Source organism: Saccharobesus litoralis, assembly GCF_003063625.1.
GTDB classification, from domain to species: domain Bacteria; phylum Pseudomonadota; class Gammaproteobacteria; order Enterobacterales; family Alteromonadaceae; genus Saccharobesus; species Saccharobesus litoralis.
Genome location: NZ_CP026604.1, coordinates 4,926,194 through 4,942,793, shown reverse-complemented (window position 1 = coordinate 4,942,793; position 16,600 = coordinate 4,926,194). Strand labels below are relative to the sequence as shown.

Below are 16,600 nucleotides of genomic sequence, written 5' to 3'. Positions count from 1 at the left end.
CCAATGTTAATAACGCTTAGCTAATAATCAGAGCGTTGGGTTATATAGTTATACCATTGGTTAAATACTGAGCATATCTATTGCTTATTGTTATTAATGGTTTTGTTCTTATGCTTGTTTTTTAGGTGTGTGCTTTATGCATGGGCGTGGTTTTGATAGAATCGCGGCAATTTTCGACGTTGGCCAATTTTTGGTCACTTTAACTAAGTGCAAATCTTCGATGTTTAATTTAATTACAGGTAATCAATCAAACGTCAAAAACGACATGCTGTCGGGTGTAACCGTGGCATTAGCGTTAGTACCGGAAGCGGTTGCTTTTGCTTTTGTCGCTGGCGTAGAGCCTATGGTTGGCTTATATGCTGCCTTTATGATGGGCTTATTGACTTCTATCTTTGGTGGCCGCCCAGGTATGATTTCGGGTGCAACCGGTGCAACTGCGGTTGTTATGGTATCTCTTGTGGCTGAAAACGGTGTGCAGTATTTGTTTGCGGCGGTTATTTTGGCCGGTTTACTGCAAATACTGGCGGGTATATTTAAGCTGGGTAAGTTTATTCGCATGGTGCCGCATCCGGTGATGCTTGGCTTTGTTAACGGTTTAGCTATCGTTATTATGCTGGCGCAGTTTGGCCAGTTTATGGTGAAAAATACAGCGGGTGAATTTGAATGGATGAGCGGTCAAATGCTCTACATTATGCTTGGCTTAATTGCGTTAACCATGGCGATTTGTCATTTCTTACCGAAATTAACCACTGCTGTACCAGCAGGTTTAGTGGCAATTATTACCGTGACTTTACTGGTTGTTGGCTTGGATTTAGATGCCCGCTCAGTTATTGATTATGTACGCGATATGTTGCCAGCTGAAAAAGCGGCGGATGCCAGCTTAGAAGGCAGCCTGCCAAGCTTTGCCATTCCTATGGTGCCGTTTAACCTTGAAACATTGAAAATTATCTTGCCATACAGTTTGGTTATCGCTGCTATTGGTTTAATTGAGTCTTTACTGACTTTAAGCCTAATAGATGAAATTACCGATACCCGTGGTCGCGGGAATAAAGAGTGCGTCGGTCAAGGTATTGCTAATACCGTTAATGGCTTTTTTGGCGGTATGGGTGGTTGTGCCATGATTGGCCAGTCTATGATCAACATTAATAATGGTGGTCGTGGTCGATTGTCTGGTATTACGGCAGCGTTAGTATTACTTGGCTTTATTTTGTTTGCTGCTGACTTTATCGAAATGATCCCATTGGCGGCTTTAGTGGGCATTATGTTTATGGTGGTATTAGGCACATTTGAATGGTCTTCTTTCCGTATTATTCGCAAAGTGCCAATGAGCGATGCCATTATTATTGTTTTGGTTTCCAGTGTCACTGTGGTGTTTGATTTAGCCATTGCGGTAATTGTTGGCGTGATTGTTTCTGCGTTGGTATTTGCATGGAAACACGCGCAACATATTCATGCAGAAACCTCGATAGATGAAAATGGCTATAAAGTTTATGAGTTACGCGGCCCCTTGTTCTTTGGCTCTGTTTCGCATTTTAAAGAAATCTTTGATCCTGTGAATGATCCTGAGCACGTGGTGATTGAATTCCAACGCTCGCGCATTTCAGACCATTCAGGTATTGAAGCTTTGGATAGCCTAGCTGAAAAATATTTAGCGCAGAATAAAAAGCTGCATATTCGTCACTTAAGCCCTGAATGTCGTCAGTTGCTAAAACGCGCCGGTGATATATGTGAGGTTAATGTAATGGAAGATCCTAAATACCATGTGGTGTCGGATCAGTTAGGTTAAGCCTAACATTGGATAATGAGAAATTGGGGGTGGGTTTTATATCCACTACCCCAAGCTTGGTTGATACTCAGGATTTGCCGGTGTAAAACCGGCCCTACACGGCAAACATTTTTGTTGGTTAAACCAAACCTGCCTATTTCCTTATATAAGGAAACAACCTTCTAATCTCTTCTTTACTTAGCTTGTGCATCTTTTCTATATTATCTTCTGGGATCTGCTCAGGGTTGGGGTATTTATCCACGGCGGCCGCTAACGAGTCTTCTCTTATAAAGTGCAAAATAGGATAGGGCGCTTTATTAGTCAGATTTTCAACTGAGTTAGCCACTGTGCCATCAAATCTATATTCTGGATGAAAGCTGGCGACTTGGTATACGCCGATCCTGTCCTGTTCTTCTATTAGCTGATCAACCATATCTAAATAGTCGTTGTATTCATAAAAATCACGTAACTGCCTTGGCACTACCAGTAATAGAGTATCGAGTTGCTCCGCAGGGATTTCATCTAACTTGATTAAAACGTCAATGACTTCCTGATTAAGCTCGACTAAGTTTTTGGCTTGGCTGATTTGGATATCGATTTGGCCATTGCGTTGCGGCTTAGCGGCAAATGGACATAAGTTAAGACCAATCACGATATCTAATAACCACTTTTCGACGGCTTGGTGAATTGTATTGCTTGAAGACATGATAAACGTCACTTATTGCAGTTTGGTTGGCGCAGTATATCGTAATTGTGAATAATGAATTTGCTTAATTTTTTAGCTCAGCTCCTATTAATGCTGGGTTTGGTGAAGTTTTAAGCAAAAAAAGCATGTCGAATATACGTTTCTAATTGTTGGATTAAAAAATCAATTAAATCGCAAAAAAACTGCAAAAAAGGGGTTGACGGGTAACACCTGTATCAGCATAATACGCGCCACTCGCTGAGGCGGGTATGGCTACGTAGCTCAGCTGGTTAGAGCACATCACTCATAATGATGGGGTCCCCTGTTCAAATCAGGGCGTAGCCACCACTTTTTTAAGAATTGCGGACGTGGCGGAATTGGTAGACGCGCTGGATTTAGGTTCCAGTATCGCAAGATGTGAGAGTTCAAGTCTCTCCGTCCGCACCATGCTGGGATATCGCCAAGCGGTAAGGCAACGGGTTTTGATCTCGTCATTCCTAGGTTCAAATCCTAGTATCCCAGCCATTTTCTTAAAAAAGCCAGTTTTCTTTTGCTGGGATATCGCCAAGCGGTAAGGCAACGGGTTTTGATCTCGTCATTCCTAGGTTCAAATCCTAGTATCCCAGCCATTCTTCTTCTCTTATCTATTCCTTCTTATTACTCGATAACTGAAGATAAAAGAAACTGATTTCTGATAGTGGTTACACTGTTATTCTACCTGCGGACGTGGCGGAATTGGTAGACGCGCTGGATTTAGGTTCCAGTATCGCAAGATGTGAGAGTTCAAGTCTCTCCGTCCGCACCATGTTTTTCTGTTCTTAGTTTTCCTCTTTAAATTTTCCTATATTTTTTGTGGGCGAGCATTTATGCTTGCAGAGCCTGCAAACCTCACTGACTAAAAGAGCTAAACTCCAGAATTTTGTTCCCGACAAATTCTAAGTACTTGCATCTCTGCAGGCACGTAGGAGTTCGGAAGCCAAGTCTGTAGCCGCTTCTTCGCGGCGATTGTCGAAATAAATTTCGACCTACATGGATGTCTGTCTCTTCTACACAAATACTAATTATCTCAAGCTACCCAAAAGTCGAAGAAAAATGCGGATTAGTATTTAGTGGTTAAAAAAGTACCGTCTTTCCTGCGTAGGCACAGCTACCGCATCCATGCAGGAACCCAGTGTTTTTAGCTTAAACCTAACAGTGTTTATCCAGCAAAAGTCGCTGGATCCCCGCATGCGTACTGACGAATCCCCAAAATTTTAAGAAGTGACAAGCATGGCGATTTATGATCTTATGTTATCGCCAAACAACAAAGAGAATACAAAAATCACCATGCTTGCTACACAATATTGCCATAAATTTCTTACAAAATCGCTTGAGAACTTTAATCAAGCTCGAATGAAAACCTTGCTTCAATGCGGTGACGCACTCATTAAAGGTAATGAACTGACGTTAACCTCAATAGGTCGACATTTATCTGGTAAAGCGAAAGTTAAAAACAAAATAAAGCGTGTTGATAGATTTTTAAAGAGCAAGACATTATCTGACGACGAATTACTCGTTTATAAACAGCTATTTGTCAGTCTATTCGGTTCTCTTCCATCAGTCGTTATTGGTGTTGATTGGAGTGGATGCTGTAGCGCTGATTTTTGGCTACTTCGTGCAAGTCTGTTAGTTGATGGTCGTTCTATACCGGTATATAACAAAGTCGTTAAAAAAGAAGACTTAGAAACTAATGAGAGTCACGATGCTTTTCTTGACGATTTAGCCACTATATTACCCAAAGAAAAACCAGTCTATATTGTCACAGATGGTGGGTTTAAAACGCCTTGGTTCCATAAAGTGGATTCACTAGGCTGGTTTTATATTGGCCGAGTCAGAGGGCGAATTACAGGGAAAATTGAAGACCAGGAATGGAAGAGCGTGAGTCAGTTGAGTAAAGGTGCGAATACGAAACCGAAAAGCTTAGGCAGCGGTTTACTAGGCAAAACATCGCCAACTCGAGTTAACTGTCGTTTTCACTTATACAAAGGAAAAATTAAGGGACGGAAGAAGCTCAAAGGAAGGTATCCAGATACTGAGAAAATGTATAAATCGATAGCCAAAGAACCTTGGTTATTGGTCTCAAATGATGATGATTTAACAGCTAAAACTGCGGTTATTTATTACAGTAAACGAATGCAAATAGAACAAAATTTCAGAGATGATAAAAGCCTTAGATATGGATTCTCGTGGCGGCACAGTAAAACTCAAGGAGTGAGAAGAATTAGTGCATTGTGTCTAATTTCACATGTCGCGACTCTAGTACTTTGGCTAATGGGTTATCAGGCTGAAAAGCGAAAAATGCACTTACAATTTCAAGCAAACACCATTAAAACACGGCGAGTTTTATCGTTTTTAACGTTAGCAAAAAACATTATCGTACAACATAGAATGAGAACAGTGATGGGGTTGTTGAAGCAAGCAATACGCTCACTTCAACACGAATATCAAAAACAAATTCTAACGCCTTTAACATAAAATGGGGATCCCTCAGCGCATGCGTAGGTTTCATGTTCCCGACGAAACCTAAGTACCAGCATCCGTGCAGGCACGAGGATGACGAGTGTATTTACCTATGCCAAGGTTATAAAATTTCAACCATTAACGTAAAAGAGCGCTTCTGAAACTTGTGATCAAGAGACAGACTTGCATCTCTGCAGGCACGTAGGAGTTCGGAAGCCAAGTCTGTAGCCGCTTCTTCGCGGCGATTGTCGAAATAAATTTCGACCTACATGGATGTCTGTCTCTTCTACACAAATACTAATTATCTCAAGCTACCCAAAAGTCGAAGAAAAATGCGGATTAGTATTTAGTGGTTAAAAAAGTACCGTCTTTCCTGCGTAGGCACAGCTACCGCATCCATGCAGGAACCCAGTGTTTTTAGCTTAAACCTAACAGTGTTTATCCAGCAAAAGTCGCTGGATCCCCGCATGCGTAGGTTTCATGTTCCCGACGAAACCTAAGTACCAGCATCCGTGCAGGCACGAGGATGACGAGTGTATTTACCTATGCCAAGGTTATAAAATTTCAACCATTAACGTAAAAGAGCGCTTCTGAAACTTGTGATCAAGAGACAGACTTGCATCTCTGCAAGAATCAAAAGTAGAAGCTCGGAAGCCAAGTCTGTAGCCGCTCCGCAGCGATTGTCGAAATAAATTTCAACCTACATGGACGTAGGGAATGCGGTTAAGCGTGTGAAACAGAAACCCTCAAGGCAGGTCACTGTTTCAGAAAAAGGCGATGGTTAGGGTGTTGTAAGCTCGGTTTATTCGGCTTCTTGTTCCATTTGTTCTATGCGCGAAAGCATTTGGCGAATTTTACACACGCGATAGCGATCGGCGGCATTGCCTTTGCTTTGGTTTTCAAAAAACACTCGGCGGCATTGCGACTCGATAAATTGTTTGTAGAAGTCGTTGGATTTTTTGAATTCGTAAATGATTGACTCTCGGCCAGTATCTTTGGCAACTTTTTCTAATTCAATTTCACGGCTTTGGATCCACGCGTCGTAGCTTGTTTGCGTGGTTTTTAGTTTTTCATCCAAGCACATGGAATACGTTACTGAGCGGGTGCTGGCGTTTTTACAACTGGTTTCAATATCTTTTGCTGAAGGCGCTGCCTGACTTGCCAATGGCGCCAGTAAAAGCATTATTGGAATAGCTAGATGTAACTTAGACATAAGGTGAGTTTAACCCTAACGCAAATTTTAATGCCGTTTGTTTTAATGGTACTACGGAATTTAAACTATTGAGTGCCAATTTTCTCAAAGATTTAACTAAGGGTATATCGTTACTGAATAGCTTATAAGTGATATCCATGGCGCCACTAGTGGCTTCAACATCTAGCTTACGCTCTTTTAAGTAAGGTTGAAAGGCGTCTAATGTATGCCATGCTTGTTGTTTGGCCAGTTTGTCTTTAATTAAATGACTTAATGCAGCGACATCACGTAAACCTAAATTAACCCCTTGCCCTGCCAGTGGATGAATATTATGCGCGGCATCGCCTATTAACAAAGTATTGTGTTGATAAGGCTGTTGTATTGTACGCCTTGCGAGTTTGAATCCGGCATAACTTATCACTTTAAACTGAGGGAGCCGGTCTGCAAATAAGGTTTGTAATAAGTTTTCGACTTGTGATGCGTTCCAACCTTGATAGGTTTGGACTTTAGCGGGGTCGTCATACACAATGAGACTGGCATAGTTAGCAAATAGAGGTAAGAAAGCAATAGGGCCTTGTGGGCGAAAAAGTTGCCATGTTTGTTGAAACGCCGCTTCATTTCTTTGCTGCATTTCAACAATGACAGAAAAACACGATTGGCGGTATTGCCAGCTTTTTTCCGCAAATTTAAGTTGCTTGGCTACATACGAGTGGCCGCCATCAGCCCCGACTAACAATTTACAGCGATAGGTATCGCCATTATCAAGGGCTATCTCAACACCAGAATCGTTGGGCGTAATATGGTTAATTTGCCCTGTGACTGTCTGACACGAGGCTTGTTGCAGAGCCGCTTGTTGTAAATGCTCATTTTCAACAAATACCCCTAGTTGCTTTTCGTTAACTTCGCTAGCATTAAAATCAATACAACAATTGTTTTGTTCGTAGGCTGACAAGCGTGTATAAGGTTGTAAGCGAGCTGGATCTAAATTAGGCCATATTGCTTGTTGTTTTAGCCAGCGAATGGCACCTAAATTGATAGAGGAAACTCTCAGATGAGGCTCGGTTTTAAATTGACTTTTGGGTAAGCACTTGTCGACAAGTAAGATATTGAGTTGTTGGTCACGCAATGAGGCTGCTAGGCTTGCACCTACCATACCGGCGCCTACAATAATGAGGTCAAAATCAGTGCTCGTTGTCATAAATATCAGCGACTTGTCTAAATAAAGTAGTGCAAGTGTATGAAGTTGTTTGATTAACAGCAAGTCACTTTATACACTTGTTTTGATTTACCATAACGCCTTGTTAATTTGGCATCAGTTAATGGACAAGCTATGGTTAAATAGCCATATGTCCATAGTTCTTAATTAAACAGGGGCAAGGGTTATTTTTTACCTCTTAAATGGGGTGATGCCATTTGCAACTAGGATAAGGTTTTTAATCTTGTTTCAAACCATGATGGAAAAGCAAACAAATAAATTGGATGTCGATTTTCGCATTTATACTCATTCAGTGCTTGCGGCATTAATCCTAATCGTTTTTTGTTGCTTAAGTTTGCCTGCCCGCGCCGTTACTCAGCATTTTACTGGCTCTGATTTTCATTCAATTGCTCAAGACGAACAAGACATTATTTGGTTCGCTCGCCAATCAGGCCTGTATCGCTACGATGGTACCAATTTACGCAATGTGTTAACCCAAAGTGGCGATAAACCCTTAAATTGGATCCATAAAATTGCTTTAGTGGATAACTTTGTTTATTTGGCCACACCTCGCTCTGGGTTATGGCGTTTTGACAAGATAACTCAACAAGTCGAGCAATTATTAACTTCTCAGGTGACTGGGCGCAATATTCAATCATTAGAATGGATTAATGGTCAAATTGTCTTGCTGGCTAATGAGCAACTGACTCTATACAACCCAGTGGCTAAAACCTACCAATCACTCATGTTAAAACCTGGTAATTGGCATTTAGTGACAGATGGTGAACGGGTACTCGTTGCCGGTACTCAATCCATTCATGCGCTCGATTTAGCGAGTTTAAAGCTTGAAACTATATGGTCAGAACCCTATTTTGCGACAGCGGTTCAAGGCGATACCGTTATTATTTCGCGCGATCAGCATGTGTGTTTGTTGTCCCTTGATAACTCAAAACATTGTTTACCGGTTGATAACAATAAGGTGGATATTTTATCTAGCCGTCAAGCAGGCTTCGTTTGGATGATAACGGAAGATGGTTTGGCAGAATATTGGCAAATCGCGCCTTTGCGGCGGTTGGGGGCTTACTTTGTTGGCAGTAATGAGTTTATTCACAGTTTATTTGAAGATAAAGCAGGCGCGTTATGGATAGCTAGTTACCAAGGCGTACAGTCTGTCAATCATGTTGAGTTTGGACTCATTGAACTTAGCTATGATTATCCTGTTCAACACAATGTTTTGACATTAGATAATGAAGATAATATTTGGATGGGCACGCTCGGGGCCGGTATTTATCAAATTGATTGGCAACAAAAACGTCAACGCAGTGTGCCTTGGCTCGAAGCTGTTTTGGCCGATTATCATAGTAAACGCATACGCAGCTTAGTGAGTTATCAATATCAGATTATAATAGTGACAGACACTGGGGTATTTATTGCCGATACCGTCAAACAACAAGTGATCAAGCTAGGCGCTCCGTTCTCTTTTAATCAACTCGGGTTAGCCAGTGTTTGGCAAAACACCCTACTGATAGCCTCAAAACAAAATGGTATTTTACGTTATGACTTGCTTAACCATACTTGGTTAGAACCTATTGTTTATACGGGCAGTAATGATCTAGCCAACCAAGTTAATGCTTTTTATATTGATTCTCAGCAAGTGCTATGGGTAGCGAGCAATGATGGTATTGTGAAAACCCATATGTTGACTGGTAAAAGTGAGAGTATTGATTTGTCCCCCTATAGTCAATTTGTCGTGATAACCGAAGCCAGTGATAAAGTATATTTCGGCACTGTGGGTAATGGTGTCTATGTAACTGATCGTCAGGGTAAAGTGATTAGTCATCTTTTAAAAAGCAAGACTATTCGCGGTTTTCGTCAATATAAAAATGAATTATGGGTCAGTACTAACCAAGGTTTGTATCGTTTAAACACCTTAGATGATGAAGTGTATTTAGTGGAAGGCACAGGGGATTGGTCGTTGGCTAGTGCGACCCTAATTAAAGATAAGTTTTTATTAGCCCCCACTAAAAGCGGCGTCTATACACTAGCTATTCAATCGCAACACGCGAGTAACCCTAATGTTATTGTTTCTTCCGTTTCGACATTGCAAGGCGTGCAATACGGCGTGAATAGTGTTGAATTATCGTCTAGTCGTGAATTAGTTAATTTAAGCCTAGCGGTTTTAGATTATCGTGATCCGGAAAATCATCGATTTCGTTATCGAATTGGACAAAGCCAATGGCAAGACATTATTGGTAATAGTATTGCATTGACAGGGTTAGAAAGCGGTAAGCATTTGTTGGAGATCCAAGGGACGGACTCACTCGGTTATTGGAGTAATCGCGACGCTTACTTTAAGATCAGTGTTAAGCCTCCTTGGTATTGGACACCGCTAGCACAGTTTTTATATGCCGGCTTTTTATTTGCTTTGTGCACCTTTATTTACTGGCTTGTACAGATCCGCGCGCATGGCTTACGCAGTGCTAAAAAACTATTGCACAGTGAATTATTGTTAAAGCAAAAGACGGATTCGTTAATCAATTTAAACCTCAAGCAAATAGAGTTATTAGCTAAAAATGCTGAGGTTGGTGCATTAGATAAAATTGCTGATTTAACTGAAATGTCATTGCAGCAGTTATCAATTAAAAATCGCCAAGGCGTGCCAGATAGTATTGGCAGTCGCAGTTTAGAAACCGCAGTGCCGATTTTAGTACGTTATTTAGAAAATGAATTTCGTTGTCAAGTGAATGCCCAAGTTCATTTACCAGAAGGCTTAGATTACGAATTGCAGGCTGATATTTACCGAGCTTTATACGAAGTCGCACACTTGTCTATTTTTGAAGCGCGCAGTCGTCATATTGATTTGATATTACGCTTTTACAATCAAAAAATTTGGCTAATTTGCAATGATGATGGTGATAATTTCTCGAAATTACGCACCCATATCAATATTGATGTCGGCTTTCTTTTGTTAAAACAAATCGCCGAAAAATACCAATCAAGATTAGAGTTTAGTCGCAGGAAGTCACGTGGTAACTCAGTGACAATGGCGATCCACTATGTCGACACAACCCAAGATGAATAGCCATTAGTGATCACCCTATAAAAAATCACTGTTTAAGGTTGGCAATTGGCGGTACAATACGCGCCTTTAAATTTCATGTCTGGTTATTTTTTAGGCGATTTGATGAGTAAAAAACTTTTTATTAAAACCTGGGGCTGTCAGATGAACGAGTACGACTCGCAGAAAATGGCAGAGTTACTTGATTCAACTCATGGTTTTAAATTAGCGCAAGAAGCGGAAGACGCAGATGTTATTTTACTTAATACTTGCTCTATTCGTGAAAAAGCACAAGAGAAAGTATTCCACCAATTAGGTCGCTGGAAAAATTTGAAAGACAATAAGCCTGACCTAGTGATTGGGGTTGGTGGTTGTGTCGCTTCACAAGAAGGTGATGTTATTCGCCAGCGTGCACCATTTGTTGATATTGTCTTTGGGCCGCAAACCTTGCACCGCCTGCCTGAAATGATCAATCAAGTGCGAGAAAACGACGAATCTGTCGTTGATATTAGCTTCCCTGAAATTGAGAAGTTTGACCGTATGCCAGAGCCTCGTTCAGAAGGCCCAACCGCCTTTGTTTCCATAATGGAAGGTTGCTCAAAATACTGTACTTTCTGTGTTGTGCCTTACACTCGCGGCGAAGAGGTTTCTCGTCCAGTTGACGATGTCTTGTTAGAAATTGCTCAGTTAGCAGAGCAAGGTGTACGTGAAGTTAATTTGTTAGGGCAAAACGTTAATGCTTATCGTGCTGAGTATGGTGATGGCTCGACGTGTCATTTTTCTGAGTTATTGCACTTAGTAGCGTCGATTGATGGTATAGACAGGATCCGTTATACCACATCTCATCCCGTTGAATTTACAGACGATATTATTGAAGCTTATGCGACTATTCCTGAATTAGTGGATCATTTGCACTTACCTGTGCAATCAGGCTCTGATCGTATTCTAGCGCAAATGAAACGCGGTCATACTGCAATCGAATATAAGTCAAAAATCCGCAAATTAAGCAAAGTCCGTCCTAATTTGTGTATGTCTTCTGATTTTATTATTGGTTTCCCTGGCGAGACTCAGCAAGATTTTGAAGATACCATGGACTTAATCAGCTCTATTGGGTTTGATTTAAGCTTTAGCTTTGTTTATAGCGCGCGCCCAGGTACACCTGCAGCTGATTTACCTGACGATGTTAGCGAACAAGAAAAGAAACAGCGTTTATATTTGCTACAACAACGCATTAATCAGCAGGCGCAAGATATCGCGCGTAAAATGCATGGCACGGTTCAGCGCATTTTAGTTGAAGGCCCTTCGAAGAAAAACCCTATGGAATTACGCGGTCGTACTGAAAATAACCGTGTGGTGAATTTTGAAGGTCCTCATCATTGTATTGGTCAATTTGTCGATGTCGAAATTGTCGAAGTATTGCCTAATTCGTTACGCGGTCAATTCATTCGTGGTGAAGATGAAATGGATTTACGTGTGGCAACTGCACCATCAGAAATTTTAGCCCGTGCTCCTGAATCTAAAGGGGAAAACGGAGTTACTGTTTTTAATCCAAACGCATAAGAGTTAGTTTTGTCGAATAAATTAGAAACGCTGGATCTATTTTTAGAGCCAGCAGATAACAGTCGTCTTGCCAGTTTATGTGGTCCGTTTGATGACAACATTCAGCATATTGAGCGTCGATTAGGGGTTGAGATCACGTATCGTCAAAATGCTTTTAAAATTATGGGCAAAAATCAGTCTGTATTTGCGGCCGCTGAACTATTAAAAAAGCTCTATGTCGAAACTCAACCAGTTAAAGGTAAGCAACCTGATTTAGAACCCGACCAAGTTCATCTTGCTATTCAAGAGCTTAAAGTGCTTGAGCAAGCGCAAGACGAAGGTGAAGTGGGGAGCGAAACATTTATTAAAACTAAACGTGGTGTGGTTAAACCGCGTAATCCTAACCAAAGCCAATATGTGGCGAATATACTGACTCATGATATTACGTTTGGCATTGGTCCTGCGGGTACGGGTAAAACCTATTTAGCGGTAGCTTGTGCAGTCGACGCGCTTGAACGTCAAGAAGTCCGTCGTATATTACTGACTCGACCAGCAGTTGAAGCGGGTGAGAAACTTGGCTTTTTACCCGGCGATTTATCACAGAAAGTTGATCCTTACTTGCGACCTTTATATGACGCCTTATTTGAGATGCTAGGCTTTGAAAAAGTCGAGCGCTTAATCGAGCGAAATGTCATTGAAATAGCGCCTTTGGCATACATGCGTGGCCGGACGTTAAACGATGCGTTTATTATTTTGGATGAAAGCCAAAATACCACCACTGAGCAAATGAAGATGTTTTTAACTCGCATAGGGTTTAACTCTAAAGCTGTGATCACAGGGGATATTACGCAAATCGATTTACCGCGTGGGGCTAAATCGGGTTTACGCCATGCCATTGAAGTATTGCAAGACGTTGAAGAGTTGAGTTTTAATTTCTTCCGTTCACATGATGTTGTGCGTCACCCTGTGGTACAACGCGTTGTTGTGGCTTATGACAAATGGGATGAAAAGCAAAAGCGCGAGCAAATTGAACGAGCTAAAGCGCGAGATGCCGTGCAGCAAGCTGCAACGTCAGCTAGCGAATAGTTTATAAGCCATGCAACTCGATTTACAAATAGCTTGTCAGGCTGAAAACCTGCCGTCTGAATCTAACATGCAAGTTTGGTTAGATGCTGTACTGGCGTTTGAAAACAAAGACCTCGCTAGCGAAGTCACGGTGCGAGTGGTTGAATTAGCGGAAAGTCAGCAGCTCAATAAGGATTACAGAGGCAAAGATAAACCAACCAATGTGTTGTCGTTTCCTTTTCAAGCCCCTGCTGGTATTGAGTTACCCTTACTGGGTGATTTAGTGATTTGTGCTGATGTGGTTGCGCAAGAAGCCCAAGAACAAGGTAAAACGCTAAATGCTCACTGGGCTCATATGCTGGTACACGGCTGCCTACACTTATTAGGCTATGATCATATTGAAGATGATGAAGCTGAAATTATGGAAGGCAAAGAGCGGCAAATTTTAGCGCAATTGTCCTTTGATGATCCCTACGCAGCCGACCATTAATATAGCATCTAATTATAGATTTATACCTAATCGATCCTAATGGAAGCTAAATTTAACCTTGTAGTGTCCATGTAATGTTGATTAGATACCCTTGTTTAAAATAAAGGAGCGATAGAGGCTCGATGAGCGACGAAAACCCTCACTCTATGAGCGGTTCCTCTCAGAAATCTTGGCTAGAAAAATTAGGCCAAATTTTTGCGGGTGAGCCGAAAAATAAAGAAGACTTGCAAGAAATATTCGATGTAGCCACTGAACGTTCAGTCATTGATAGTGAAACTAAATCTATGATTGAGGGCGTGTTGGATATTTCAGAAATGCGTATTCGTGACATTATGATCCCCCGATCGCAGATGGTCACTATCGATTTAGCGCAACCTATCGACGAATACCTGCCGATTATTATTGAATCTGCTCATTCTCGCTTTCCTGTGGTCAGTGAAGATAAGGACCATATTGAAGGTATCTTACTTGCCAAAGATCTACTCAAATACGGATTTAATCCAGAGCCAGAATTTGCGTTAAACGAATTATTGCGCGAAGCCTTTATTGTGCCAGAAAGCAAGCGCGTTGATGCCATGCTTAAAGAGTTTAAAGCGCGCCGCTCACATATGGCGATTGTGGTTGATGAGTTTGGCGGTGTATCAGGCTTGGTGACGATTGAAGACATTCTTGAGCTGATTGTCGGCGATATAGAAGACGAGCACGATGCAGATGACCCAGAAGATATTCGCAAGCTAAGTGAGCGTTTATATTCTGTTGCTGCGTTAACTCCAATTGATGAGTTTAATAGTTATTTCTCAACGGTTTTTGAAAGTGAGGATGCCGATACTATTGGTGGTATTGTTTTGCATCAATTTGGTCGTATGCCTGAGCGTGGTGAATTGGTTGAGATCGAAGGTTTCCAATTTAAAGTGATCAATGCTGATATGCGCCGGATCCTGCAATTGCAAGTCACTCTACCTAAAATGGATGCAGCGTTAGCCACCGAGAACTAAAGCATGAAAGCTATTTTTTGGTTGTTATGCCTGCTACTGATGTTAGCAGGCAGCTTGAGCCCTTTGGCCTTTTCCCCTTATGAGTTTTGGCTGCTTCCTTTAGCTCAATTTTCCCTTCTACTTTTTATTCTTGATAAATATCCTCACTTTAGTGCGTTTAAGCTGGGCTGGGCGTTTGGCTTAGGTTGGTTTGCCAGTGGCTTAAGTTGGGTGCATGTGAGTATTGACCAATTTGGCGGATTACCACTGGCTGTATCAGCACTAATGGTGTTGCTACTTGGTGCTTATTTGGCTTTATTTAGCGGATTAGCGGCTTGGTTGGCGAGTCGTTTTAGTTATTTAGTTAATAGTCGGATTTTATTGTTTGCCCCGGCCTGGGCTTTGACTGAATGGCTGCGCAGCTTTTTATTGACGGGCTTTCCTTGGTTGTCACTAGGATATAGTCAATTATCTAGCCCGTTTGCCAGTTGGTTACCCATATTGGGTGAATATGGCACTAGTGTTATTGTCGTATTGTGTTTGTCTTGTTTGGTGGTTTTGAGCAGACAAATAATGGCCAAGCAAATTTTGTCGCGGTCACTTATATTAACTATGGTGATCATGGCGTTAGCCACTTTGCTAGGTCATACTACCACTTGGTATCAAGTTACCGACAAAAAAGTTGAGCTGGCTTTAGTGCAAGGCAATATAGAGCAACAAAATCGTTGGGCGCCTGAGAAAATGTGGCCAACTATGCTTAAGTATTTAGATTTAAGCCGGCCTCATTATGAACAAGCGGATATTATTATTTGGCCCGAGGCCGCTGTGCCCGTAATTGAAAAACACGCTAACGATTATCTTTCTGATATAGATAAAGCGGTGAGTATTCAAAAGGCGGCACTGGTGACTGGGGTGGTTGATTATAATTTTGATAAGCAAAGTTATTTCAATAGCATGATTAGCTTAGGTATCAAACAACCCGAAGATACTTTAGGCCATTATCAGTACGATCATTCTAATCGCTATTCCAAGCATCACTTATTGCCGATTGGCGAGTTTGTGCCTTTTGAAAGCCTTCTTAGGCCATTAGCGCCGATTTTTGATTTACCTCACTCATCGTTTAAGCGCGGTGATTTCGTGCAAGACAATCTAATTGCTAAGGGTTTTCATCTATTGCCTGCGCTGTGTTACGAAATTGTATTTCCCGAGCAGATCCGCGCTAATATCACCCCGAATACCGATTTTATTTTAACCCTAAGCAATGATGCTTGGTTTGGTAGTTCTGTTGGCCCACATCAACATTTGCAGATTGCGCGTATGCGCGCCAAAGAATTTGGTATACCGGTTGTCCGTGTTACCAATAATGGCATTACCGCTATTGTCAACGCAGAAGGGGATATAGTGGCTCAAGCACCGCAGTTTGAAGAGGCTGTTGTTAATTATTCCTTGGCGATAAACCAATCGATGACGCCGTTTTTATATTGGGGTAATTGGCCAGTTTGGATCCTGTGTGCTGTTGGTTTTAGTTTTTTGATGGTGGTTAACCGCAAGCGAGCCGTAAACAACTCACCTGTGGTTGTTGCTAAATCCTAGCTGTGCCACCTTTATACTGATATTCCTACGGGTCTCAGGTAGGTTAAGGTAGGGCATTGAGCCGAATAAAGTGTTTATGTTCGCATTCAGTGCAAGGTTGAATGGTTTGTACATATTCAACTCGATGTTTGTTACCACATTGCTTGCAAATTAATTCGCCAATCGCAATTTCTTCTCCCGCTTGATAGTTGCCTTCGTGGCTAAAGTCAGCGGTGATATTACGCCATTCTAATTGCGTTTTATCTGTCATCTCGGCGAGTGTGTGCCAGAGGCGATCTTTCATTGAGCGGTAATAAAGCGATTCATTGACTTCTGTTTGATAGTCCTGATAAAACGTTTGCAAATCACGGGTTAGCCATTGCATTTTTCGCTGCACTTGCTCTGCGCTTACCTCGAACCCTGTGTTTGCCCATTCTTTTAAAAACTCGACACCTTTAGCTATATCTGCAATTTCATGTTTTTCTACATCATCTAGCCAATCATTCAGTTTATTGACCAAAGATTGGTAGCCGTTATCTTTTGCCATGATATTTCCCTAGTTGAAA

The 16,600-nt window shown here is 41.6% G+C and carries 12 protein-coding genes and 5 tRNA genes; 13 read left to right on the top strand and 4 right to left on the bottom strand.

The genetic code is table 11. From position 1 onward, the window contains the following. Positions 1-220: 220 nt before the first annotated feature. A complete protein-coding gene (locus tag C2869_RS18635; RefSeq protein ID WP_108605124.1) occupies positions 221-1,786 on the top strand; it encodes a SulP family inorganic anion transporter in 1,566 nt (521 codons plus the stop codon). Between the two features lie 133 nt (positions 1,787-1,919). Here C2869_RS18635 and C2869_RS18630 read toward each other — a convergent pair whose 3' ends face one another. After that, positions 1,920-2,471 carry a DUF1415 domain-containing protein gene (locus C2869_RS18630; protein WP_108604363.1) on the bottom strand — a complete coding sequence of 184 codons (552 nt, stop codon included), beginning with the start codon at positions 2,469-2,471 and terminating at the stop codon, positions 1,920-1,922. A gap of 250 nt (positions 2,472-2,721) precedes the next feature. On the opposite strand from C2869_RS18630, the gene C2869_RS18625 reads away from it, so the two are divergent. From C2869_RS18625 to C2869_RS18600, 6 genes are all read left to right on the top strand, one after another. Then, positions 2,722-2,798 (top strand) — tRNA-Met (locus C2869_RS18625). Positions 2,799-2,812: 14 nt separating this feature from the next. Beyond that, positions 2,813-2,897: transfer RNA gene (locus C2869_RS18620), tRNA-Leu, on the top strand. Between the two features lie 3 nt (positions 2,898-2,900). Next, positions 2,901-2,975, top strand: a tRNA-Gln gene (locus C2869_RS18615). 29 nt (positions 2,976-3,004) lie between these two features. Then, positions 3,005-3,079: transfer RNA gene (locus C2869_RS18610), tRNA-Gln, on the top strand. Between the two features lie 91 nt (positions 3,080-3,170). Further along, positions 3,171-3,255 (top strand) — tRNA-Leu (locus tag C2869_RS18605). A 464-nt stretch (positions 3,256-3,719) separates the two neighbouring features. Beyond that, positions 3,720-4,964 carry an IS4 family transposase gene (locus tag C2869_RS18600; protein ID WP_108601866.1) on the top strand — a complete coding sequence of 415 codons (1,245 nt, stop codon included), beginning with the start codon at positions 3,720-3,722 and terminating at the stop codon, positions 4,962-4,964. 787 nt (positions 4,965-5,751) lie between these two features. On the opposite strand, the gene C2869_RS18595 is transcribed toward C2869_RS18600, so the two are convergent. Then, positions 5,752-6,162, bottom strand: coding sequence for a hypothetical protein (locus tag C2869_RS18595; RefSeq protein WP_159084233.1), 411 nt, complete (start codon positions 6,160-6,162; stop codon positions 5,752-5,754). Continuing rightward, positions 6,155-7,339, bottom strand: a complete 1,185-nt coding sequence (locus C2869_RS18590) for an FAD-dependent monooxygenase (protein WP_108604361.1) — start codon at positions 7,337-7,339, stop codon at positions 6,155-6,157. The genes C2869_RS18595 and C2869_RS18590 overlap by 8 nt, the downstream gene beginning before the upstream one ends. 241 nt (positions 7,340-7,580) lie before the next feature. Here C2869_RS18590 and C2869_RS18585 point away from each other — a divergent pair, with 241 nt between their 5' ends. The 6 genes from C2869_RS18585 (at position 7,581) to lnt (ending at position 16,055) form a co-directional block, all read left to right on the top strand. Further along, a complete protein-coding gene (locus C2869_RS18585) occupies positions 7,581-10,418 on the top strand; it encodes a ligand-binding sensor domain-containing protein (RefSeq protein ID WP_159084232.1) in 2,838 nt (945 codons plus the stop codon). 102 nt (positions 10,419-10,520) lie between these two features. After that, entirely contained in the window at positions 10,521-11,954 is a 1,434-nt protein-coding gene (gene miaB, locus C2869_RS18580) for a tRNA (N6-isopentenyl adenosine(37)-C2)-methylthiotransferase MiaB (RefSeq protein ID WP_108605123.1), read from the top strand. Between the two features lie 9 nt (positions 11,955-11,963). Beyond that, a complete protein-coding gene (locus C2869_RS18575) occupies positions 11,964-13,019 on the top strand; it encodes a PhoH family protein (protein ID WP_108604359.1) in 1,056 nt (351 codons plus the stop codon). A 10-nt stretch (positions 13,020-13,029) separates the two neighbouring features. Next, a complete protein-coding gene (gene ybeY / locus C2869_RS18570; RefSeq protein ID WP_108604358.1) occupies positions 13,030-13,488 on the top strand; it encodes an rRNA maturation RNase YbeY in 459 nt (152 codons plus the stop codon). 122 nt (positions 13,489-13,610) lie between these two features. Beyond that, positions 13,611-14,483: a CNNM family magnesium/cobalt transport protein CorC gene (corC, locus tag C2869_RS18565; protein WP_108604357.1), complete on the top strand. Its 873-nt coding sequence runs from the start codon at positions 13,611-13,613 to the stop codon at positions 14,481-14,483. A 3-nt stretch (positions 14,484-14,486) separates the two neighbouring features. Next, positions 14,487-16,055 carry an apolipoprotein N-acyltransferase gene (gene lnt, locus C2869_RS18560; RefSeq protein ID WP_228710703.1) on the top strand — a complete coding sequence of 523 codons (1,569 nt, stop codon included), beginning with the start codon at positions 14,487-14,489 and terminating at the stop codon, positions 16,053-16,055. Between the two features lie 43 nt (positions 16,056-16,098). Here the strand turns inward: lnt and C2869_RS18555 are convergent, their stop codons facing one another. Next, positions 16,099-16,581 carry a zinc ribbon-containing protein gene (locus C2869_RS18555; protein ID WP_108604356.1) on the bottom strand — a complete coding sequence of 161 codons (483 nt, stop codon included), beginning with the start codon at positions 16,579-16,581 and terminating at the stop codon, positions 16,099-16,101. Positions 16,582-16,600: the final 19 nt, after the last annotated feature.

Bases quoted from the DNA above. Each gene is read 5' to 3' on its own strand.
- corC (WP_108604357.1), top strand. From the start codon at position 13,611: ATGAGCGACGAAAACCCTCACTCTATGAGCGGTTCCTCTCAGAAATCT.
- C2869_RS18630 (WP_108604363.1), bottom strand. From the start codon at position 2,471: ATGTCTTCAAGCAATACAATTCACCAAGCCGTCGAAAAGTGGTTATTA.
- C2869_RS18590 (WP_108604361.1), bottom strand. From the start codon at position 7,339: ATGACAACGAGCACTGATTTTGACCTCATTATTGTAGGCGCCGGTATG.
- C2869_RS18600 (WP_108601866.1), top strand. From the start codon at position 3,720: ATGGCGATTTATGATCTTATGTTATCGCCAAACAACAAAGAGAATACA.
- C2869_RS18555 (WP_108604356.1), bottom strand. From the start codon at position 16,581: ATGGCAAAAGATAACGGCTACCAATCTTTGGTCAATAAACTGAATGAT.
- C2869_RS18635 (WP_108605124.1), top strand. From the start codon at position 221: ATGTTTAATTTAATTACAGGTAATCAATCAAACGTCAAAAACGACATG.
- lnt (WP_228710703.1), top strand. From the start codon at position 14,487: ATGAAAGCTATTTTTTGGTTGTTATGCCTGCTACTGATGTTAGCAGGC.
- miaB (WP_108605123.1), top strand. From the start codon at position 10,521: ATGAGTAAAAAACTTTTTATTAAAACCTGGGGCTGTCAGATGAACGAG.
- C2869_RS18595 (WP_159084233.1), bottom strand. From the start codon at position 6,162: ATGTCTAAGTTACATCTAGCTATTCCAATAATGCTTTTACTGGCGCCA.
- ybeY (WP_108604358.1), top strand. From the start codon at position 13,030: ATGCAACTCGATTTACAAATAGCTTGTCAGGCTGAAAACCTGCCGTCT.